Source organism: Nitrospira sp., assembly GCA_024760525.1.
Lineage (GTDB): Bacteria > Nitrospirota > Nitrospiria > Nitrospirales > Nitrospiraceae > Nitrospira_D.
This window is the reverse complement of the sequence record CP060499.1, coordinates 4135900-4150148: the sequence shown is the minus strand read 5'-3', so window position 1 is coordinate 4150148 and position 14249 is coordinate 4135900. Positions and strand designations below refer to the sequence as shown.

13 protein-coding genes, 2 tRNA genes and 1 other RNA gene are annotated in these 14249 nt (G+C 55.7%); 10 read left to right on the top strand and 6 right to left on the bottom strand.

Features of this window, described 5'->3' with window-relative positions:
• Nucleotides 1-107: 107 nt before the first annotated feature.
• An RNA gene (gene ffs / locus H8K04_19455) (signal recognition particle sRNA small type) lies at nucleotides 108-207 on the bottom strand.
• 107 nt (nucleotides 208-314) lie between these two features.
• Nucleotides 315-404: transfer RNA gene (locus H8K04_19450), tRNA-Ser, on the bottom strand.
• Nucleotides 405-745: 341 nt separating this feature from the next.
• Between H8K04_19450 and H8K04_19445 the strand changes: the two genes are divergently transcribed.
• From H8K04_19445 to H8K04_19420, 6 genes are all read left to right on the top strand, one after another.
• A tRNA-Leu gene (locus tag H8K04_19445) sits at nucleotides 746-828 on the top strand.
• A gap of 35 nt (nucleotides 829-863) precedes the next feature.
• Entirely contained in the window at nucleotides 864-2180 is a 1317-nt protein-coding gene (gene tig, locus H8K04_19440) for a trigger factor (protein ID UVT15940.1), read from the top strand.
• 63 nt (nucleotides 2181-2243) lie between these two features.
• Nucleotides 2244-2870: an ATP-dependent Clp endopeptidase proteolytic subunit ClpP gene (gene clpP, locus H8K04_19435; protein ID UVT15939.1), complete on the top strand. Its 627-nt coding sequence runs from the start codon at nucleotides 2244-2246 to the stop codon at nucleotides 2868-2870.
• A gap of 13 nt (nucleotides 2871-2883) precedes the next feature.
• Nucleotides 2884-4140: an ATP-dependent Clp protease ATP-binding subunit ClpX gene (gene clpX / locus H8K04_19430; GenBank protein ID UVT15938.1), complete on the top strand. Its 1257-nt coding sequence runs from the start codon at nucleotides 2884-2886 to the stop codon at nucleotides 4138-4140.
• 182 nt (nucleotides 4141-4322) lie between these two features.
• Nucleotides 4323-4841, top strand: coding sequence for a TIGR02266 family protein (locus H8K04_19425; protein ID UVT15937.1), 519 nt, complete (start codon nucleotides 4323-4325; stop codon nucleotides 4839-4841).
• A gap of 41 nt (nucleotides 4842-4882) precedes the next feature.
• The gene (locus H8K04_19420; GenBank protein UVT15936.1) at nucleotides 4883-5401 is read left to right on the top strand and encodes a PilZ domain-containing protein; all 519 of its coding nucleotides are present in this window, start codon (nucleotides 4883-4885) and stop codon (nucleotides 5399-5401) included.
• A gap of 105 nt (nucleotides 5402-5506) precedes the next feature.
• Here H8K04_19420 and tatA read toward each other — a convergent pair whose 3' ends face one another.
• Entirely contained in the window at nucleotides 5507-6307 is an 801-nt protein-coding gene (tatA, locus tag H8K04_19415) for a twin-arginine translocase TatA/TatE family subunit (GenBank protein UVT15935.1), read from the bottom strand.
• Between the two features lie 114 nt (nucleotides 6308-6421).
• A complete protein-coding gene (locus tag H8K04_19410) occupies nucleotides 6422-7624 on the bottom strand; it encodes a M24 family metallopeptidase (GenBank protein UVT15934.1) in 1203 nt (400 codons plus the stop codon).
• Nucleotides 7625-7704: 80 nt separating this feature from the next.
• Between H8K04_19410 and H8K04_19405 the strand changes: the two genes are divergently transcribed.
• The 4 genes from H8K04_19405 to H8K04_19390 all read left to right on the top strand — a co-directional run bounded on the left by H8K04_19405 (nucleotide 7705) and on the right by H8K04_19390 (nucleotide 11009).
• Entirely contained in the window at nucleotides 7705-8181 is a 477-nt protein-coding gene (locus H8K04_19405) for a hypothetical protein (GenBank protein ID UVT15933.1), read from the top strand.
• 43 nt (nucleotides 8182-8224) lie between these two features.
• Nucleotides 8225-8689, top strand: coding sequence for a hypothetical protein (locus H8K04_19400; protein ID UVT15932.1), 465 nt, complete (start codon nucleotides 8225-8227; stop codon nucleotides 8687-8689).
• Nucleotide 8690: 1 nt separating this feature from the next.
• Nucleotides 8691-9431, top strand: coding sequence for a gamma-glutamyl-gamma-aminobutyrate hydrolase family protein (locus H8K04_19395; protein ID UVT15931.1), 741 nt, complete (start codon nucleotides 8691-8693; stop codon nucleotides 9429-9431).
• A gap of 129 nt (nucleotides 9432-9560) precedes the next feature.
• On the top strand, nucleotides 9561-11009 hold the full coding sequence (locus tag H8K04_19390) for an amino acid permease (protein UVT15930.1): 1449 nt from the start codon (nucleotides 9561-9563) through the stop codon (nucleotides 11007-11009).
• Between the two features lie 597 nt (nucleotides 11010-11606).
• On the opposite strand, the gene nagZ is transcribed toward H8K04_19390, so the two are convergent.
• Nucleotides 11607-12713 (bottom strand): beta-N-acetylhexosaminidase, encoded by a 1107-nt coding sequence (nagZ, locus tag H8K04_19385; GenBank protein UVT15929.1) that lies wholly within the window; start codon nucleotides 12711-12713, stop codon nucleotides 11607-11609.
• Nucleotides 12714-12725: 12 nt separating this feature from the next.
• On the bottom strand, nucleotides 12726-14237 hold the full coding sequence (locus tag H8K04_19380; GenBank protein ID UVT15928.1) for a leucyl aminopeptidase: 1512 nt from the start codon (nucleotides 14235-14237) through the stop codon (nucleotides 12726-12728).
• Nucleotides 14238-14249: the final 12 nt, after the last annotated feature.

Sequence of the window (14249 nt, the reverse complement as noted above, 5' to 3'; positions counted from 1 at the left end):
GGATGCTTTACTCCCTATGGTGAGCGATATTCCAGGAGTGATGCAGATACGAGACTTGGGTCATCGGAGCAGTTTGGGGGTTTTTCAACGCGTCTGATAAAAAACAGTGGGGCCAGGTGATCCTGCGGCACACAGAACTGGCTGCTTACCGTTGCTTCCTTCCGGACCTGGCGGGGTTCACAGGGTTCTATTGCACAGGGCCCAGCCCCTATTCTCACGCTAGGCTCTCCAACAGTCCACACATGCAGCTGTCATCCGCCCGTAACAATACGATCCAACGATCAAAGAGCGGGCGATACACACGAAGTGCGGTATGGCGGAGAGGGTGGGATTCGAACCCACGGTCCCGTTGCCGGGACGCATGCTTTCCAAGCATGTCGATTCGTCCACTCTCGCACCTCTCCGCGTCGAGAAGTGTAAAGGGTGGCATCTTAGCATGCGTGTTCATGACCGGCAAGGCGGACGGTCTAGCCGTTGCGTCGGTTGCGAGCTGGCCAAAAGGTGATTCTTGGCTCGAGACAATCCTCTGTTGAGTTGCACCACAGAGAGCAGGAAAGAAGAGAGTGCTCTCCGTCCAAAGAAATCGATGAGGGGACCAACCTGTCTGACCGAACCATTCCTACTAGGGATGGAGTACCCCCGGTCGTATGGGTTGACACTTGCATATCTTCGACGGTACAACGCTATACGACATCGCGTGTTTTCGCTGTCTTACGGTGACAGCCTCGCAGACGTTCTCCACTGTGCGAGAGTGGCGGAACTGGCAGACGCGCGAGACTTAGGATCTCGTGGGCAACCGTGGGGGTTCAAGTCCCCCCTCTCGCACCACTACTTCAATCCTTCGAGGGAGCCAGATTCTGACAATGAAAATGGAAGTGACCGAGCTAGGGCCGATGAAACGCGCCTTGAAAATCGAGGTGCCGGCCGACGAGGTGACACAGCAATTTTCACGTGCGTATTTAGAGCTCAACCGTCAAGTTCACATTCCAGGGTTTCGACCAGGAAAGGCCCCCCTGGCTATTCTAGAGAAGCGGTATGCCAAAACAGTCGAAGAAGACGTGATTCGAAAGCTTGTGCCGGATTTCTATGGTCGAGCCATCAAACAAGCCGGTATCAACCCGGTCGTGGTGGATATTCCCCCCCTGGATCGGGTCAAAATCAAGAAAGATTCTCCATTTACCTTCACGGCGACAGTCGAAATCAAACCCACGATCGAGCTGCGTAGTTATAGAGCCCCTAGTCCTATTTCTCTCCCGGCCGACAAGCGTACCGTTGCAGAGGAACAGGTAGACCGTGCTCTCGAGGTGTTACGTGAGCAACAGGCTCGGTTGGATGCGGCGCCTGCCGGTACGGTCCTAGCCGAGGGGGACTATGCCATCGTCGACCTCGAGGGATTTCTGGATGATATCGCTCTGGAAGGCACGAAGAAAGAAGGTCAACTGCATAGGGTAGGTTCGAAGGCCGCCTTACTGGGGATTGAAATCGATGCACACCTTATTGGAAGACATGAAGGAGAGATTATAGACATCCCTCAGACTTACCCAGTGAGTCATCCGGATCAGCGTGTCGCAGGAAAATCAGTCAGATTCAGTCTCGATATCAAGGGGGTCAAACACAAAAAGCTTCCGGCTCTTGACGATGAATTCGCCAAGGACTGTGGACCATACGCATCGCTCCAGGAGTTAAAGGACAAGCTGCGCGGTGAAATGGAAAAGGCGCTCAAGAAAGATATCGAGGAGTCTTACAAAGATGTCATTCTCAAACGCCTGATTGATACCCATCATTTCGACCTTCCTGATACACTCGTGGAACGTGAACTCAGCACGATTGTGCGGCAGAAATTACAAGCACGGCAGCGGGGGAAAGCTCTCGACTCCCTCCCCGCACCTGATGCAGAAGAACTGACAAAGATTCGCGAGGAACACCGTGAAGAAGCGAATCGTCGTGTCAAGGCGGGATTGATCCTGGAAGCCATCGCTGAGAAAGAAGGCTTGGCTGTGAGCCAGGAAGATCTGAACAACGAGGTGACTCGATTGGCCACGGAACTGAGGGTGCCGATGGCCGATCTCGTAAAAATGATTCAAGCAGGTGGCCAGGACTCCATCGATGAATTGCGAGCACGGATCTTGGCCGATAAAGCTTTGGATGTCGTCTATCGGCAAGCGGTCATTCAAGGATAAGCGTAACCAGTCGGAGCCCCTGATCGAACGGACAGGGGCCGTCGAGGAAAGGAATCGAGGAACATGTTGGTCCCGATCGTCGTGGAGCAAACCAATCGAGGCGAACGAGCCTATGATATTTATTCACGCCTTCTCAAAGACCGTATCATTTTCCTCGGTGCCCCGATTGACGATGTCTTCGCCAATTTGGTGATCGCGCAGCTTCTCTTCCTTGAGGCGGAGGATCCCGAGAAGGACATCAATCTCTATGTCAATTCACCCGGAGGCAGCGTGACGGCCGGATTGGGCATCTACGATACCATGCAATATGTTAAACCCCCGATCAACACCATCTGTCTCGGCCAGGCTGCCAGTATGGGAGCGCTTCTATTGACCGCCGGAACAAAGGGCAAACGGTTTGCGCTGCCGAATGCCAGGGTGATGATCCACCAACCGTTGGGTGGATTCCAAGGACAGGCGACGGAAATCGACATCCACGCTCGAGAGATTCTAAAGATTCGCGAGCGTCTCAATGAGATCATGGCTAAGCACACGGGGCAGCCGATCGAGAAGATTGCTCATGACACGGAACGGGACTATTTCATGTCCGGTGAGGAAGCGAAGCGATACGGTATCATTGACGAGGTCATTACGCGGCCACCGAAATTCATGAAAGCCGTAGAATCCGGAGACGGGGCGAAAGGTAAGTAACACAGGAGGGTACATGGCCAAGCAGGAAAAGATGGACCGGCACTTGCGATGTTCTTTCTGTGGGAAAAGCCGTGATGAGGTTCGGAAACTGATTGCCGGACCGACCGTCTATATCTGTGATGAATGCGTCAACCTCTGTAATGACATCATCGCTGAGGATTGGGAAGAAGCCAAAGAAGAGATTTCGTCGAAGCTCAAGAAACCGGCGGAAATCAAACATCACCTCGATCAGTACGTGATCGGACAGGAACGTGCAAAACGTATTTTGTCTGTGGCCGTGCATAACCACTACAAGCGCATCTCGTCAAAGGAAAAAGAGGTTGATGATATCGAGCTTCAGAAGGGCAATATTCTCATGGTGGGTCCAACCGGGACAGGGAAGACGCTCTTGGCTCAGACCTTGGCCAAGTATTTGGATGTCCCGTTTACCCTTGCCGATGCCACAACGCTGACCGAAGCCGGTTATGTGGGCGAAGATGTCGAGAATATCATTCTGAAGCTCCTGCAAGCGGCCGACTACGATGTAGAGCGGGCTGAGCGCGGGATCGTCTACATCGATGAGATCGACAAGATCAGCCGGAAAAGCGACAGCCCGTCGATTACTCGCGACGTATCCGGTGAAGGCGTTCAGCAGGCCCTGCTGAAGCTGATAGAAGGCACGGTGGCGAATGTCCCGCCGCAAGGAGGAAGAAAGCATCCGCATCAAGAATTTATTCAAGTCAACACCAGCAACATTCTGTTCATTTGTGGTGGGGCGTTCGTCGGGTTGGAGCAGATCATCGAACAGCGTCTGAATCGAAAGTCGATGGGCTTCGGAGCTGAAATTCGTGGGAGGAGCGACGTTCGCTTAGGCGATCTGTTGGCCAAGGTGCAGCCTGAGGATTTCTTGAAGTACGGCCTGATTCCTGAGTTTGTCGGAAGGTTGCCGGTCGTAGCGACGCTGGAAGAGTTGGACGAGCGAGCTCTGATTCGTATCCTGACCGAACCACGCAATGCCCTGACGAAGCAGTATGAAAAGCTGCTGTCATTCGAGAAGGTTAAGCTTCGATTTACGGAGGGGGCGCTCGGGGCGGCCGCACGAAAGGCCTATTTACAAAAGACGGGGGCTCGGGGACTTCGGGCGATCCTGGAAGAAGTCATGCTCGACGTCATGTACGATGCGCCTTCGCAGAAGCAGATCATGGAGGTTGTGATTACAGAGGATGCTATTTTGGGTAAGAATCCACCAATGCGCATATTCGAACAGGAAAATGACGCTAAGTCTGCGTAAACACTGCTGAATTATTAAATTTCCACTCGGTCTTATACGATGACTCGAGTGGGTGCCTATCGGACCGCTTCTTCTACCAGCGAGTACCGTGTCTTTCCTTGAGCTCGTCCTCTCATCTTTTCTCGACAAGTAGAAACGCTGCGCTATACTTGCCACGTGCAAGCCGCTGAATTGGAGGATGTGTGAAATACCCCGTTTCTTCCAGTCTTCGCCACAAGGGTAAGATCCTGGAATTGGATGCGGCCCGAGAGATGGTCATCTTGTTGGGGATCAATGGGGAGGCGATCGGGAGTTTGTCATGGGACTTCGTCATCGATCAAATTCTCGCGTACCGCAAGGTGTCTGTCCAAAAGGAAATCCGGTCAGAACCGCGCATTTCCCTCGCATTTCGGGTTCGCTACAACACCCCGGAAGGACCTCGATTCGAGAGTCGTGCGGGAGGTATCGGTGGAGGAGGACTATTTATAGAAAGCCAAGCGCCTCTTCCGATAGGGACCAAACTGGCCATGGAGTTCTCGCTTCCCGAGAAGTCCGAGGAATGGTTACTGGCCAAAGGGACTGTGGCTTGGGTCTGTCCAAAAGCCGATCAATATACGTTCAGTCCTGGAATGGGAGTACGGTTTACCGAAATTGCTGAGGATGTCCGCGATCGAATCCATGAGATCGTGAAATCGATTCAGAACACGAGTCAAGCAGCCTAATTCCGTTCCTCATGCAGACCTCCCGGAACAATGACGGTTCTATGAAGTTTCTTGTCGTTTCTACCGCAGGTCATCAGGGTAAATCGCTCCTCATAGACCCCGGGCATGAAGCCATCAACGTACATGACACTGCAGGTCAGTTGTTGGGCAATATGCCGTGGGGGGCAATCATTGAGCGTGTCCTCGCCAGCAGCGAGGACGCTCGGTTTGCCCATTGCCGGACGCAGCCACGTGCGCCCCTCGCACTGAAGGTTCGTTACACAACGCCGGAAGGAAAACAGTTCGATAGTCTGACCGGAGGAATCGGCGGCGGCGGGCTCTTTATTGAGAGTGGCGCTCCTCTGAGTCCGGGCACAGAGTTGGCGGTCGAATTCGCGCTTCCGGATCGGCCGTGGGATAAATTCCAGGCTAAGGCGAAAGTCGCTTGGGTCCGCAACAGACCCGAGCGATACCTCCTTTTCCCAGGCATGGGTGTCCAGTTCATGGAATTGGACAAGAAGATTGAGGAGCAACTGGTAGGACTCGTCGAAGCTTTGAATCGCAGCCGAAATCCGCTCTGACCCACCCTCGTTTTTGACATCAAGACTCTCGTCCTGCAGCATGACCCATGTCATTTTAGTCTCGACAATCAACCGCCTACGATTCGAGGCGATGCGGGCAGAGGATCACGTGGATCTTGGTGCGTCGTCTTGTACAGGCGGGAGTTCCTTAGCAGCGTCGATGGATTGTTGGATTTCCTTTTGCGCTGCATCCATTTCAGCTTGGATGGTACGCATCTGAGGGTCGACACTGCTTCGGACATCAGTCACGGCTTGCCGAAACGATCGTACGACCTCCCCAAGACCTTCACCCAGATGCTGGAGGTCATCCGGCGATACTCCAACGGACGGCGTCGCTTTCGCTTTGAGAGCAGCTTGTTGCGCCTGCACACGGGCGACCGCATCCTTATTGACGATGGCTGAAGGACGTTTTGCGGCTGGTTTCGCATGAGCACCGGCCGGCAACGATGGGTACGAGGCACGAGCCGTCGGAGGGGGAGCTGCAGCCCGTTCCTCCATCGACACCACTTGGCTTGCGATTGACGCGGAGCGTTGATTTGGCGGGGACATCGACGCTTGGGGAGTTTGTGGGTTTGAATTGTAGAGCAACGAGGCCGTGGTGCCAGGTGTGAGCTCGGGCCCCGGGACGTAGGGAACATTCAGTTTGGCCGGTGTCGGAGACGGTGATGTGACGGCGGGCGGGGTTGTTGTGACAGCCGCAGGAGCCTGAACTGGTTGTGGTGGTTGTCCGGTTTCCTGCTGGACCTGACCCGAAGAAGGCTGGGGAGGTTCGTTGACTTCTTTCCTAAACCCCTTCAGCGCCTTGCCGACACCCTCACCGATCTGTGGTAGACGCCCCGCCCCAAAAATGATCAGCACAATCACTAGAATAATAATGAGTTCGGAAAAACCCATTGTGCCGAACATGCATGGCCTCGCACTAGTCCCGGAATAGGTGCCTTTACTGGATGAGTGAATCTAGCCGCCCCATAGACATCGTGTCAAGAAAGGGTGGAGGCAGAACGAACGGATGGCCAACAATCAAAGCAGCGGCACAACCTCTGTCTGAAGCGGTAGACCGTGCACAACGGCTTCACGATCCGAGACATAGACATCGAGCTCACTCCTGATTCCGAACTCTCCGGGAAGGTAGATCCCCGGCTCGATGGAAAAACAGGTTTTCGGCATGAGTTGACGACCGTCCTGAGTTTCCAGGTTGTCGATATTAGCCCCGTTGCCATGAACTTCCTCACCGATTGAGTGACCGGTTCGGTGAATGAAGAAGTCGCCATAGCCTGCCTCGCGAATCACGTGGCGGCAGACATCGTCGACCTCCCAGCCGCATGGAAATCGTCCCGCAGCGACCTGTTCCTGGACAAATGACAGTGCCGCATCGCGCCCTCGCCGCACCTGTTCAAAGATCATGCGTTGCTTTGCCGGCACGTGCGTACCGGTGTAGCCAGTCCAGGTAATGTCGCCGTAGACTGCCCCGGGTGCGGTTTGTTTAGCCCACAGATCAATCAGCACCAAATTGTCTCGAGCAATAGGCGAGGAGCCGGATTCGGCCGGACCATAATGGGGATCGGCACTATGGGCATTTACCGCGGCAATCGGAGCACTGGATGTCGTCATGCCCGCGTCGCGTATACGAGAGAGAATGAATTGTTGCAGGCCGTATTCGGATAACGGACGTTCGTGGGTCACACAAGACGCGACATGAGAGAAAGCGTCATCGACGATGCTTCTGAGCGTCGTCACGGCGTATCGATGAGATTCCAGTTGCGCATCTGTCCAGACAGCCTCAAAACGTTGAACCAGATCGGCTGATGTGACCACCTCGAGCCCGAAACTCCGCATGAGCTCGATCGTACCCGCATCGACCCTCGAGAGGTACGGCACAGCGTTGAACGGTGAATACTGCATGGCAATTCGGCGTCGACCTCGCAAGAGGGAAGCCAATGCCATTCGCTGCTGTTCCCACGATACGTAGTGCTGCGTTTGACCGGGTAATTCATCCAGCACGTGGGGTTCGATCTTATGAAGGAGTTTGACCGGTTCCCCGCTCGCAGGGATCCAATAGTACCAGCGCCGGGTGACATGCCGAGTCGGATCAAGGAGCAACACCCGATAGGCCAACGGGTCACTTCCGCGAAAGTCGTAGAAGAGCCATCCATCAACTGTCTGGGCGTCCCGAAGCGCTTCTTGGATCGCGGCGATCCGCGCATGGTGCGCAGTGAGGTTCATATGATGGCATCTTATCCTTGGGATGGAAAGGCGTCAATCAAGCCGGGCTCGCTGTGTGAATCATGTTACAATGGCGGTCGATGATGTCAGAATCACCTCGAGATATCCCAGCCTATCGAGTGACATTCTTCTTTGGCCCCGAACCCGTTGAGGGAAAATCGGATGCGCTGGTCTGCGTGTTCAATGTCAAAAAGCGGAGTTGGAAGGCGGGCATCCAGGTTGCCGTCGAACTCAACACCGTCCAGCTTTCGACTCTTCAACAGCGGATACAAGTCACCGATCGACTTGCGAAGAGTTTGGCGGCAGTCGACCCCCACGAGCGTTCGCACTATCAAGAACGCACGGCCGATCTGTTTGCGCAAGCCCTCTGCCGGTGCAAGCTTGATCTCCGACTACAGGCGGGTCTGACTCAAGAAAATCAGCGAATCCACGCCGACGAGTTGGCGATCGAATTGGACCATGAAGTCGGCGCACGCTCCGAATATGTTATCGCCTATATTTTGGAAGAATTGGATCTAGCAGCTCATCATTCGTCACCATCGTCCTCTGGCTCCTAAATCGGCAGGGGGTTTGCATTTACCGGCGGATTTGTTATAACGCATGGCAGTGCCACAGCATGATGACTCGCGGCTCGATTTGGCTGTCGGTTTTGAGCGGAAGGAGGCGACGCACGTGAGACTCCCGATTGTTATATTCATGGTTATCATCACCTACTGTTCGATGGTCGCGGCTCCGGCCTGGAGTCAGTCGTCCTCCGCCGATACGCAGCAAGGGACGGCTTCTGGTGCGGGTATGGGAGCTGCGTCTGCCGCTGCGACTATTTTATATTTTCCGTTCAAAGCGGCATTTGCCATCGGTGGGGGTATTGTCGGTGGCTTGGCCTATGTTTTCTCGGGTTTCAGTGAACCAACGGCAAAGAGTATCTGGATCCCCAGCATGTACGGTACCTACGTGATTACTCCCGAGCATCTCAGCGGTGATCGTCCGGTCCGGTTCCTCGGTGTGGCTGCTGAAAACGAGGGCGCGCCGGCTGCCTCTGCACCGATGAGCCACCCCGCTCAGTGATATGAACCCTGTCATCGGCGTGACGCCAGACTTCAATGCCGGTGACAGGAAAGACATGGGTGGGCGAGAGCCGACCTACTTCCTGCGAGCCCGCTATATTCGAGCCATCGAAGAACTCGGTGGAATCCCTCTTATCCTTCCCTTAGTGGCTGAGCCTTCCGCTCGACGTCGGCTTCTGGACAGGGTCGACGGACTCCTCATGACCGGCAGCGGGCCGGACCTTCCGCCCAGTCTTTACGGAGAGCGACAGCGCTACAAGTTTCCGCTGGTCAGTGAGCGCCGCGCCGATTTTGAGCTGGAGTTAGTCCGTCAGGCGAGAATGCGAGACCTCCCGTTGCTAGGAATCTGCGGAGGTATGCAAGCGATCAATGTCGCGTGCGGAGGCAGTCTCTTTCAGGACATTCCCGCACAAGTTCCGAACGCGATGGACCATCGTCAAAAGAGGAAGGCCATCCATGTCTCGCATGCGGTCACCGTGGCTCTCAAGAGTCTCCTGAACAAGGTCGTCGCAAGCGAGAAGCTCATGGTCAATAGTTCCCATCACCAATCGGTCAAGACGGTGGCTCCGTCGCTTATCGCAAGTGCCGTTGCACCCGACGGCATCATAGAAGCGATCGAATCTCCCGGGCATCGATTTCTGCTTGCTATTCAGTGGCATCCCGAATTTTTATTTGAGCGTCATGCGGTCCATCGGCGGCTGTTCGAAGCCTTATTGCGCGCGGCTCGACGAACCCGCTCATGAATGTGACGTGCCCTTCGAGCGATCACAATCGGTCAGCATCAGCATTCCCCTGCTATACTTGACCTTTATGGGACCTCCAGTCATAGATCCCACCACTGCCAATCCTAGCAGCTTGGGCTGGGAGAGACCGTGAGAAGCCGACTTCTCCGGACGAAATCCATCGACCAAATCCTCGCCGACGCCGACCGTCCGGAACATCGACTCAAGAAGACATTGACAGCCTGGGATCTGACGGCACTTGGGATCGGCGCGATCATTGGGACCGGCATCTTCGTCCTGGTGGGGACCGCGATTGTGGGCGATGCTCAGCGGCCGGGAGCTGGACCTGGGATTATTCTCTCGTTCGTCCTCTCCGGGCTCACCTGTGCATTAGCCGCGCTCTGCTACGCCGAGTTCGCGGCCATGATCCCCGTCGCTGGGTCGGCCTACACCTTTTCGTATGCCACACTGGGAGAGTTTCTCGCCTGGCTCACGGGGTGGAATCTGATCCTCGAATACGGTGTCGCCTGCGTAGCGGTGGCCATCGGCTGGTCCGGCTACTTCAATAAATTGCTGAAGCTCGCGGGACTGGAATTGCCCTATTGGGCAACCAATCCACCTCATTGGGCCGGCGGGCCAGAGGGAAGTATCGCTAATTTCCCGGCCGCAATCATTGTGCTGCTGGTCACAGCGATCCTCGTGATAGGAATCAAAGAAAGTGCCCGGGCGGCCGGCGTGATCGTGCTGCTCAAACTTGCGGTCATCCTCTTCTTCATCGCCGTCGGGGCTCCCGCCGTGAACGCGGACAATTGGACACCGTTCATGCCCAACGGGTTCGAGGGGGTCCGGGCCGCTGCCGCCATCATCTTTTTTGCGTACATAGGATTTGATGCCGTCTCAACTGCTGCAGAGGAGGCTCGAAACCCTCAACGAGATGTTCCGTTGGGGATACTTGGCTCGTTGGCGGTCTGTACCGTACTCTATATTTCTGTGGCTGCTGTGCTCACCGGCTTGGTCCCCGCGACCCAGATCGATATTCACGCTCCAGTAGCCGAAGCGCTCAGTCTCGTAGGGTTTAAATGGGGCGCTACCATCGTCGCCATCGGAGCTGTGTCGGGTATTACCAGTGTGCTGGTCGTCATGATGCTTGGACAAATTCGCGTGTTTTTTGCGATGTCACGCGATCAACTTCTGAGTCCAGGCTTATCCAAGGTTCATCCGACGTTCGGAACCCCGCATCGCGCCACGATTATAACAGGGCTGGCTGTCGCAATCCTGGCGGCGCTGTTCCACATCGGGGACGCGGCCGATATGACCAACATCGGGACTTTCTTCGCCTTTGTGCTCGTCTGCTTTGGTGTCATGCTGCTCCGGTACACGAAGCCGGATCAGCCCCGTCCCTTTCGTCTGCCCTTCATGCCTCTTGTACCGATCCTGAGCATTGGGGCGTGTCTGTACCTCATGGCGGGTTTGCCTTGGGTCACGTGGATCCGCTTTGGGGTGTGGACGATCATCGGCATTTTCGTCTATGCCTTCTATGGAATGAACCACAGTAAACTGGCCGTGCCACCCGTCAGCCGTGACGGAATATCTCAATGAGTCAGGGGTAAAGACAGCTAGTCCGACTTTCCGGTCGGCTGTGTCGCAGAAGCAGGCGCAGGAGTAGAAGTTTCTCCACCCGGGGCAGCAGCCGTTTGAACCGCAGCCGTAGCAGACGTGGGTGGGGGAGAGCTTGGAGAGGTACTACCTGCCGGAGCTACAGCAGGCTTGGGGGCAGCAGCAGGTTTGGGCGGAGGTGTAGCCGGCTTTGGTGGCGCGGGTTTCTCCGGCTTAATACCTCGTTCCCAGGCCGGACCCGAATACATATCCGCAGTTAAGCCCTTCGTCTTCCATTTTTCCTCGAAATCAGCCGCGGCTTTGTTGGGGGTCTCACCGATACCCGTCACATCGTTCCAGGGATACACCTTCGGCCCAATCTGGCAACCAGACTCTGTCCGCTTCAAGTACAAAGCGATGGGATTGCCCCGGTAGGGTCCAAGAAAAATATGGACAGATCCAACGTACTCGAGCAATGAGGCCATAAGGCTCCCCAGAAATGCCCATGATGCCATAAGACGTGAGAAGGGAGCAAGGCCGACTGAGGCCAGTGTGGGTGTGCGTGGGGCTGGCGAACAATGAAGAGGCGAATCGTCCCGTTCAGGTGTCGATTTTCGCGAATCGTTCGCGCGCCTGATTGATGGAACGCAAGAGGGCCTTGTGGCTTCGGCAGCCGACCGCAAGCTTTGCGTCAGAAATCGTGACCGGTCGATAGGGAAGCAGGTAACGTTCTTTCAATCGGCGAATCCGGGCGAGGGATTGTGCCAGCCGTGCAGCAGAAATGTCCCCATTCCCGACGGCCTTGTCAACCGCGTTGAATGCGGCCACGACTCTGTTGCGATCTTTGCAGATCAGAGGCATATCGCAGCCGGCCTGAATGGCCTGAACCGTCGCGTCTCCGATGCCGTAATGATCGATGATCGCGTGCATTTCGAGATCGTCCGTCAATACGACCCCGTCATAGTGCAACTCCTCACGAAGAAATCTCCCAATGATCGTTGGAGACAGCGTCGCAGGGCGGGTGTCGTCCAACGCTTGATACAAAACATGGGCCGTCATCAGCGTCGCCACGCCGTTTGCCACCGCATGCCTGAACGGTGGAAACTCAATTCGCTCGAGTCGTTCGCGTGCCGCCGTCACGACGGGCAATTCCTTGTGCGAGTCCGAATTGGTGTCGCCATGCCCGGGAAAGTGTTTCCCACAAGCCACCACACGATTGTCCTGAAGACCACCCACCGTAGCCAACCCTAATTGAGAGACCAGCTCGGGGACTGACCCGAAAGCCCGATCACCGATCACCGGATTCGTCGGGTTGCTGTTCACATCCAACACCGGGGACATATTCATGTTGATGCCGACGGCCTTGAGCTCCTTTGCGGTCGTTGCTGCTGCCGCGTAGGCCAGTTCAGAGGAGCGACATCGTCCCAGAACCTCGCATGGCGGGAAAATCGTGAATTCTTTCGGCAACCGTGAGACACGTCCCCCTTCTTGATCGATGGAAATTAATAGTGGGGAATGGGGGCTGCAGCGCTGGAGGTGGTTCGTCAAGTCAATGATCTGTGGGACGGATTCGAGGTTTCTCGCAAACAGGATCACTCCACCCGGCTTATACTCTGTGATAAGCGCGGCCAGGTCGGATGAAACGGTGGTACCGTCGAACCCTATCATGAAGAGCTGGCCGATCTGGTCGCGAGAAATGGTCTGCATTCGTTCTCTCGTTTACAGGGAGCGAGTGATGAGGAACTGGATCAACAGCCTCGTCCCAATGCCGGTTGGGCCTTTGGGAATATACGCCCGTTCTCGTTCGCTCCAATCGGTGCTGGCGATGTCGAGATGGATCCAGGGACAGTCGCCGACGAACTTGCTCAAGAACAGAGCCGCCGTGATCATGCCGCCCCCACGTCCGCCGATATTCCGCATGTCGGCCACATCGCTGCGTAATTGCTCAAAATACTCTTCCCACAGCGGCATTTCCCACACGCGCTCACCCGCGCGGAGACCGGCCTTACGGATGGCGTCTTTCAAGTTCGCATCCGTGCCGAACATGCCGATCGCGAACTGACCGAGCGCGACGACACACGCCCCTGTCAGCGTGGCAATGTCGATGAGCGCGGCCGGTTTGAATCGGGTTGCGTAGGCAAGGCCGTCGGAAAGGATCAGGCGACCCTCGGCATCGGTGTTCTGCACTTCCACCGTCTTGCCGGAAAGCGTCTTGACGACGTCGCCGGGCCTCATCGCCCGTCCCCCGGGCATGTTCTCCGCCACCGGAAGAATGCTGATGAGATTGAGGGGTAGCTTCAGCCGAGCTGCCGCTCGCACCGCAGCCAGCACTTCTGCTCCGCCGGTCATGTCGGCCTTCATCTGCTCCATATTCTCTGCGGGCTTGAGAGAGATCCCGCCGGTGTCGAACGTGATGGTCTTCCCGACGAAAACCACCGGCCGGTCGTCTTTCTTCTTGGCTCCGTGGTACTGGAGAATGATGAATTTCGGCGGTTCATGGCTGCCTTTCGCCACACCGAGTAACGCGCCCATGCCAAGTTCTTCCATGTCCTTCTGCTCGAGGATTTTCAGGCTGATACCGGCTTCTTTCGCCACGGCCTTCGCCTCGATGGCGATCTTCGTCGGTGTCATCACATTGGAAGGATGGTTGCATAGGTCCCGGACAAACACGGTGGCTTCAGCCGTCGCGACACCGCGACGAATCCCTTCAGACAACTGACGCAGCTGAGTTTTCTGAGGAGCCAGAATGGTCATTGCCGTCACGTCCTTGCCTGTCGGAGTGTCACTCCGATAGGCGGTAAATTGATAGCTCCCCAAGATGGCTCCTTCGGCCATGGCCTGTGCCACATCCATCGGTGAGGTGCCACGAGGCACTAAGCTCGGCAGCGCCACCGTAAAAACGCCGGATTTCGCTTGGCGCACTCGTTTAACCGCATATCCCAGAGCTTGGCGAATCTGATCCAAACTGAGCTCATGTTTCTTGCCGAGACCGACGAGAATCAGCCGCTTTGCTGGAATTTTGCCATGCGTATGGAACAGCACCACCTCATTAGCCCTTCCTTCGAACTCCTTCGATTGCAGAAGTTCGTTGAGCGATCCACCGAGAGACCGGTCCAACACCGCCCCGTCTTCTTTGGACCATCCCGCTCCTTCACAATGCAGGATGACCAGCGCATCCGTCATCTCGGTGTTAACCCGTCCTTGTTTTGGCTCAACCCGCATGATCTGCATTCGATTCTCCTT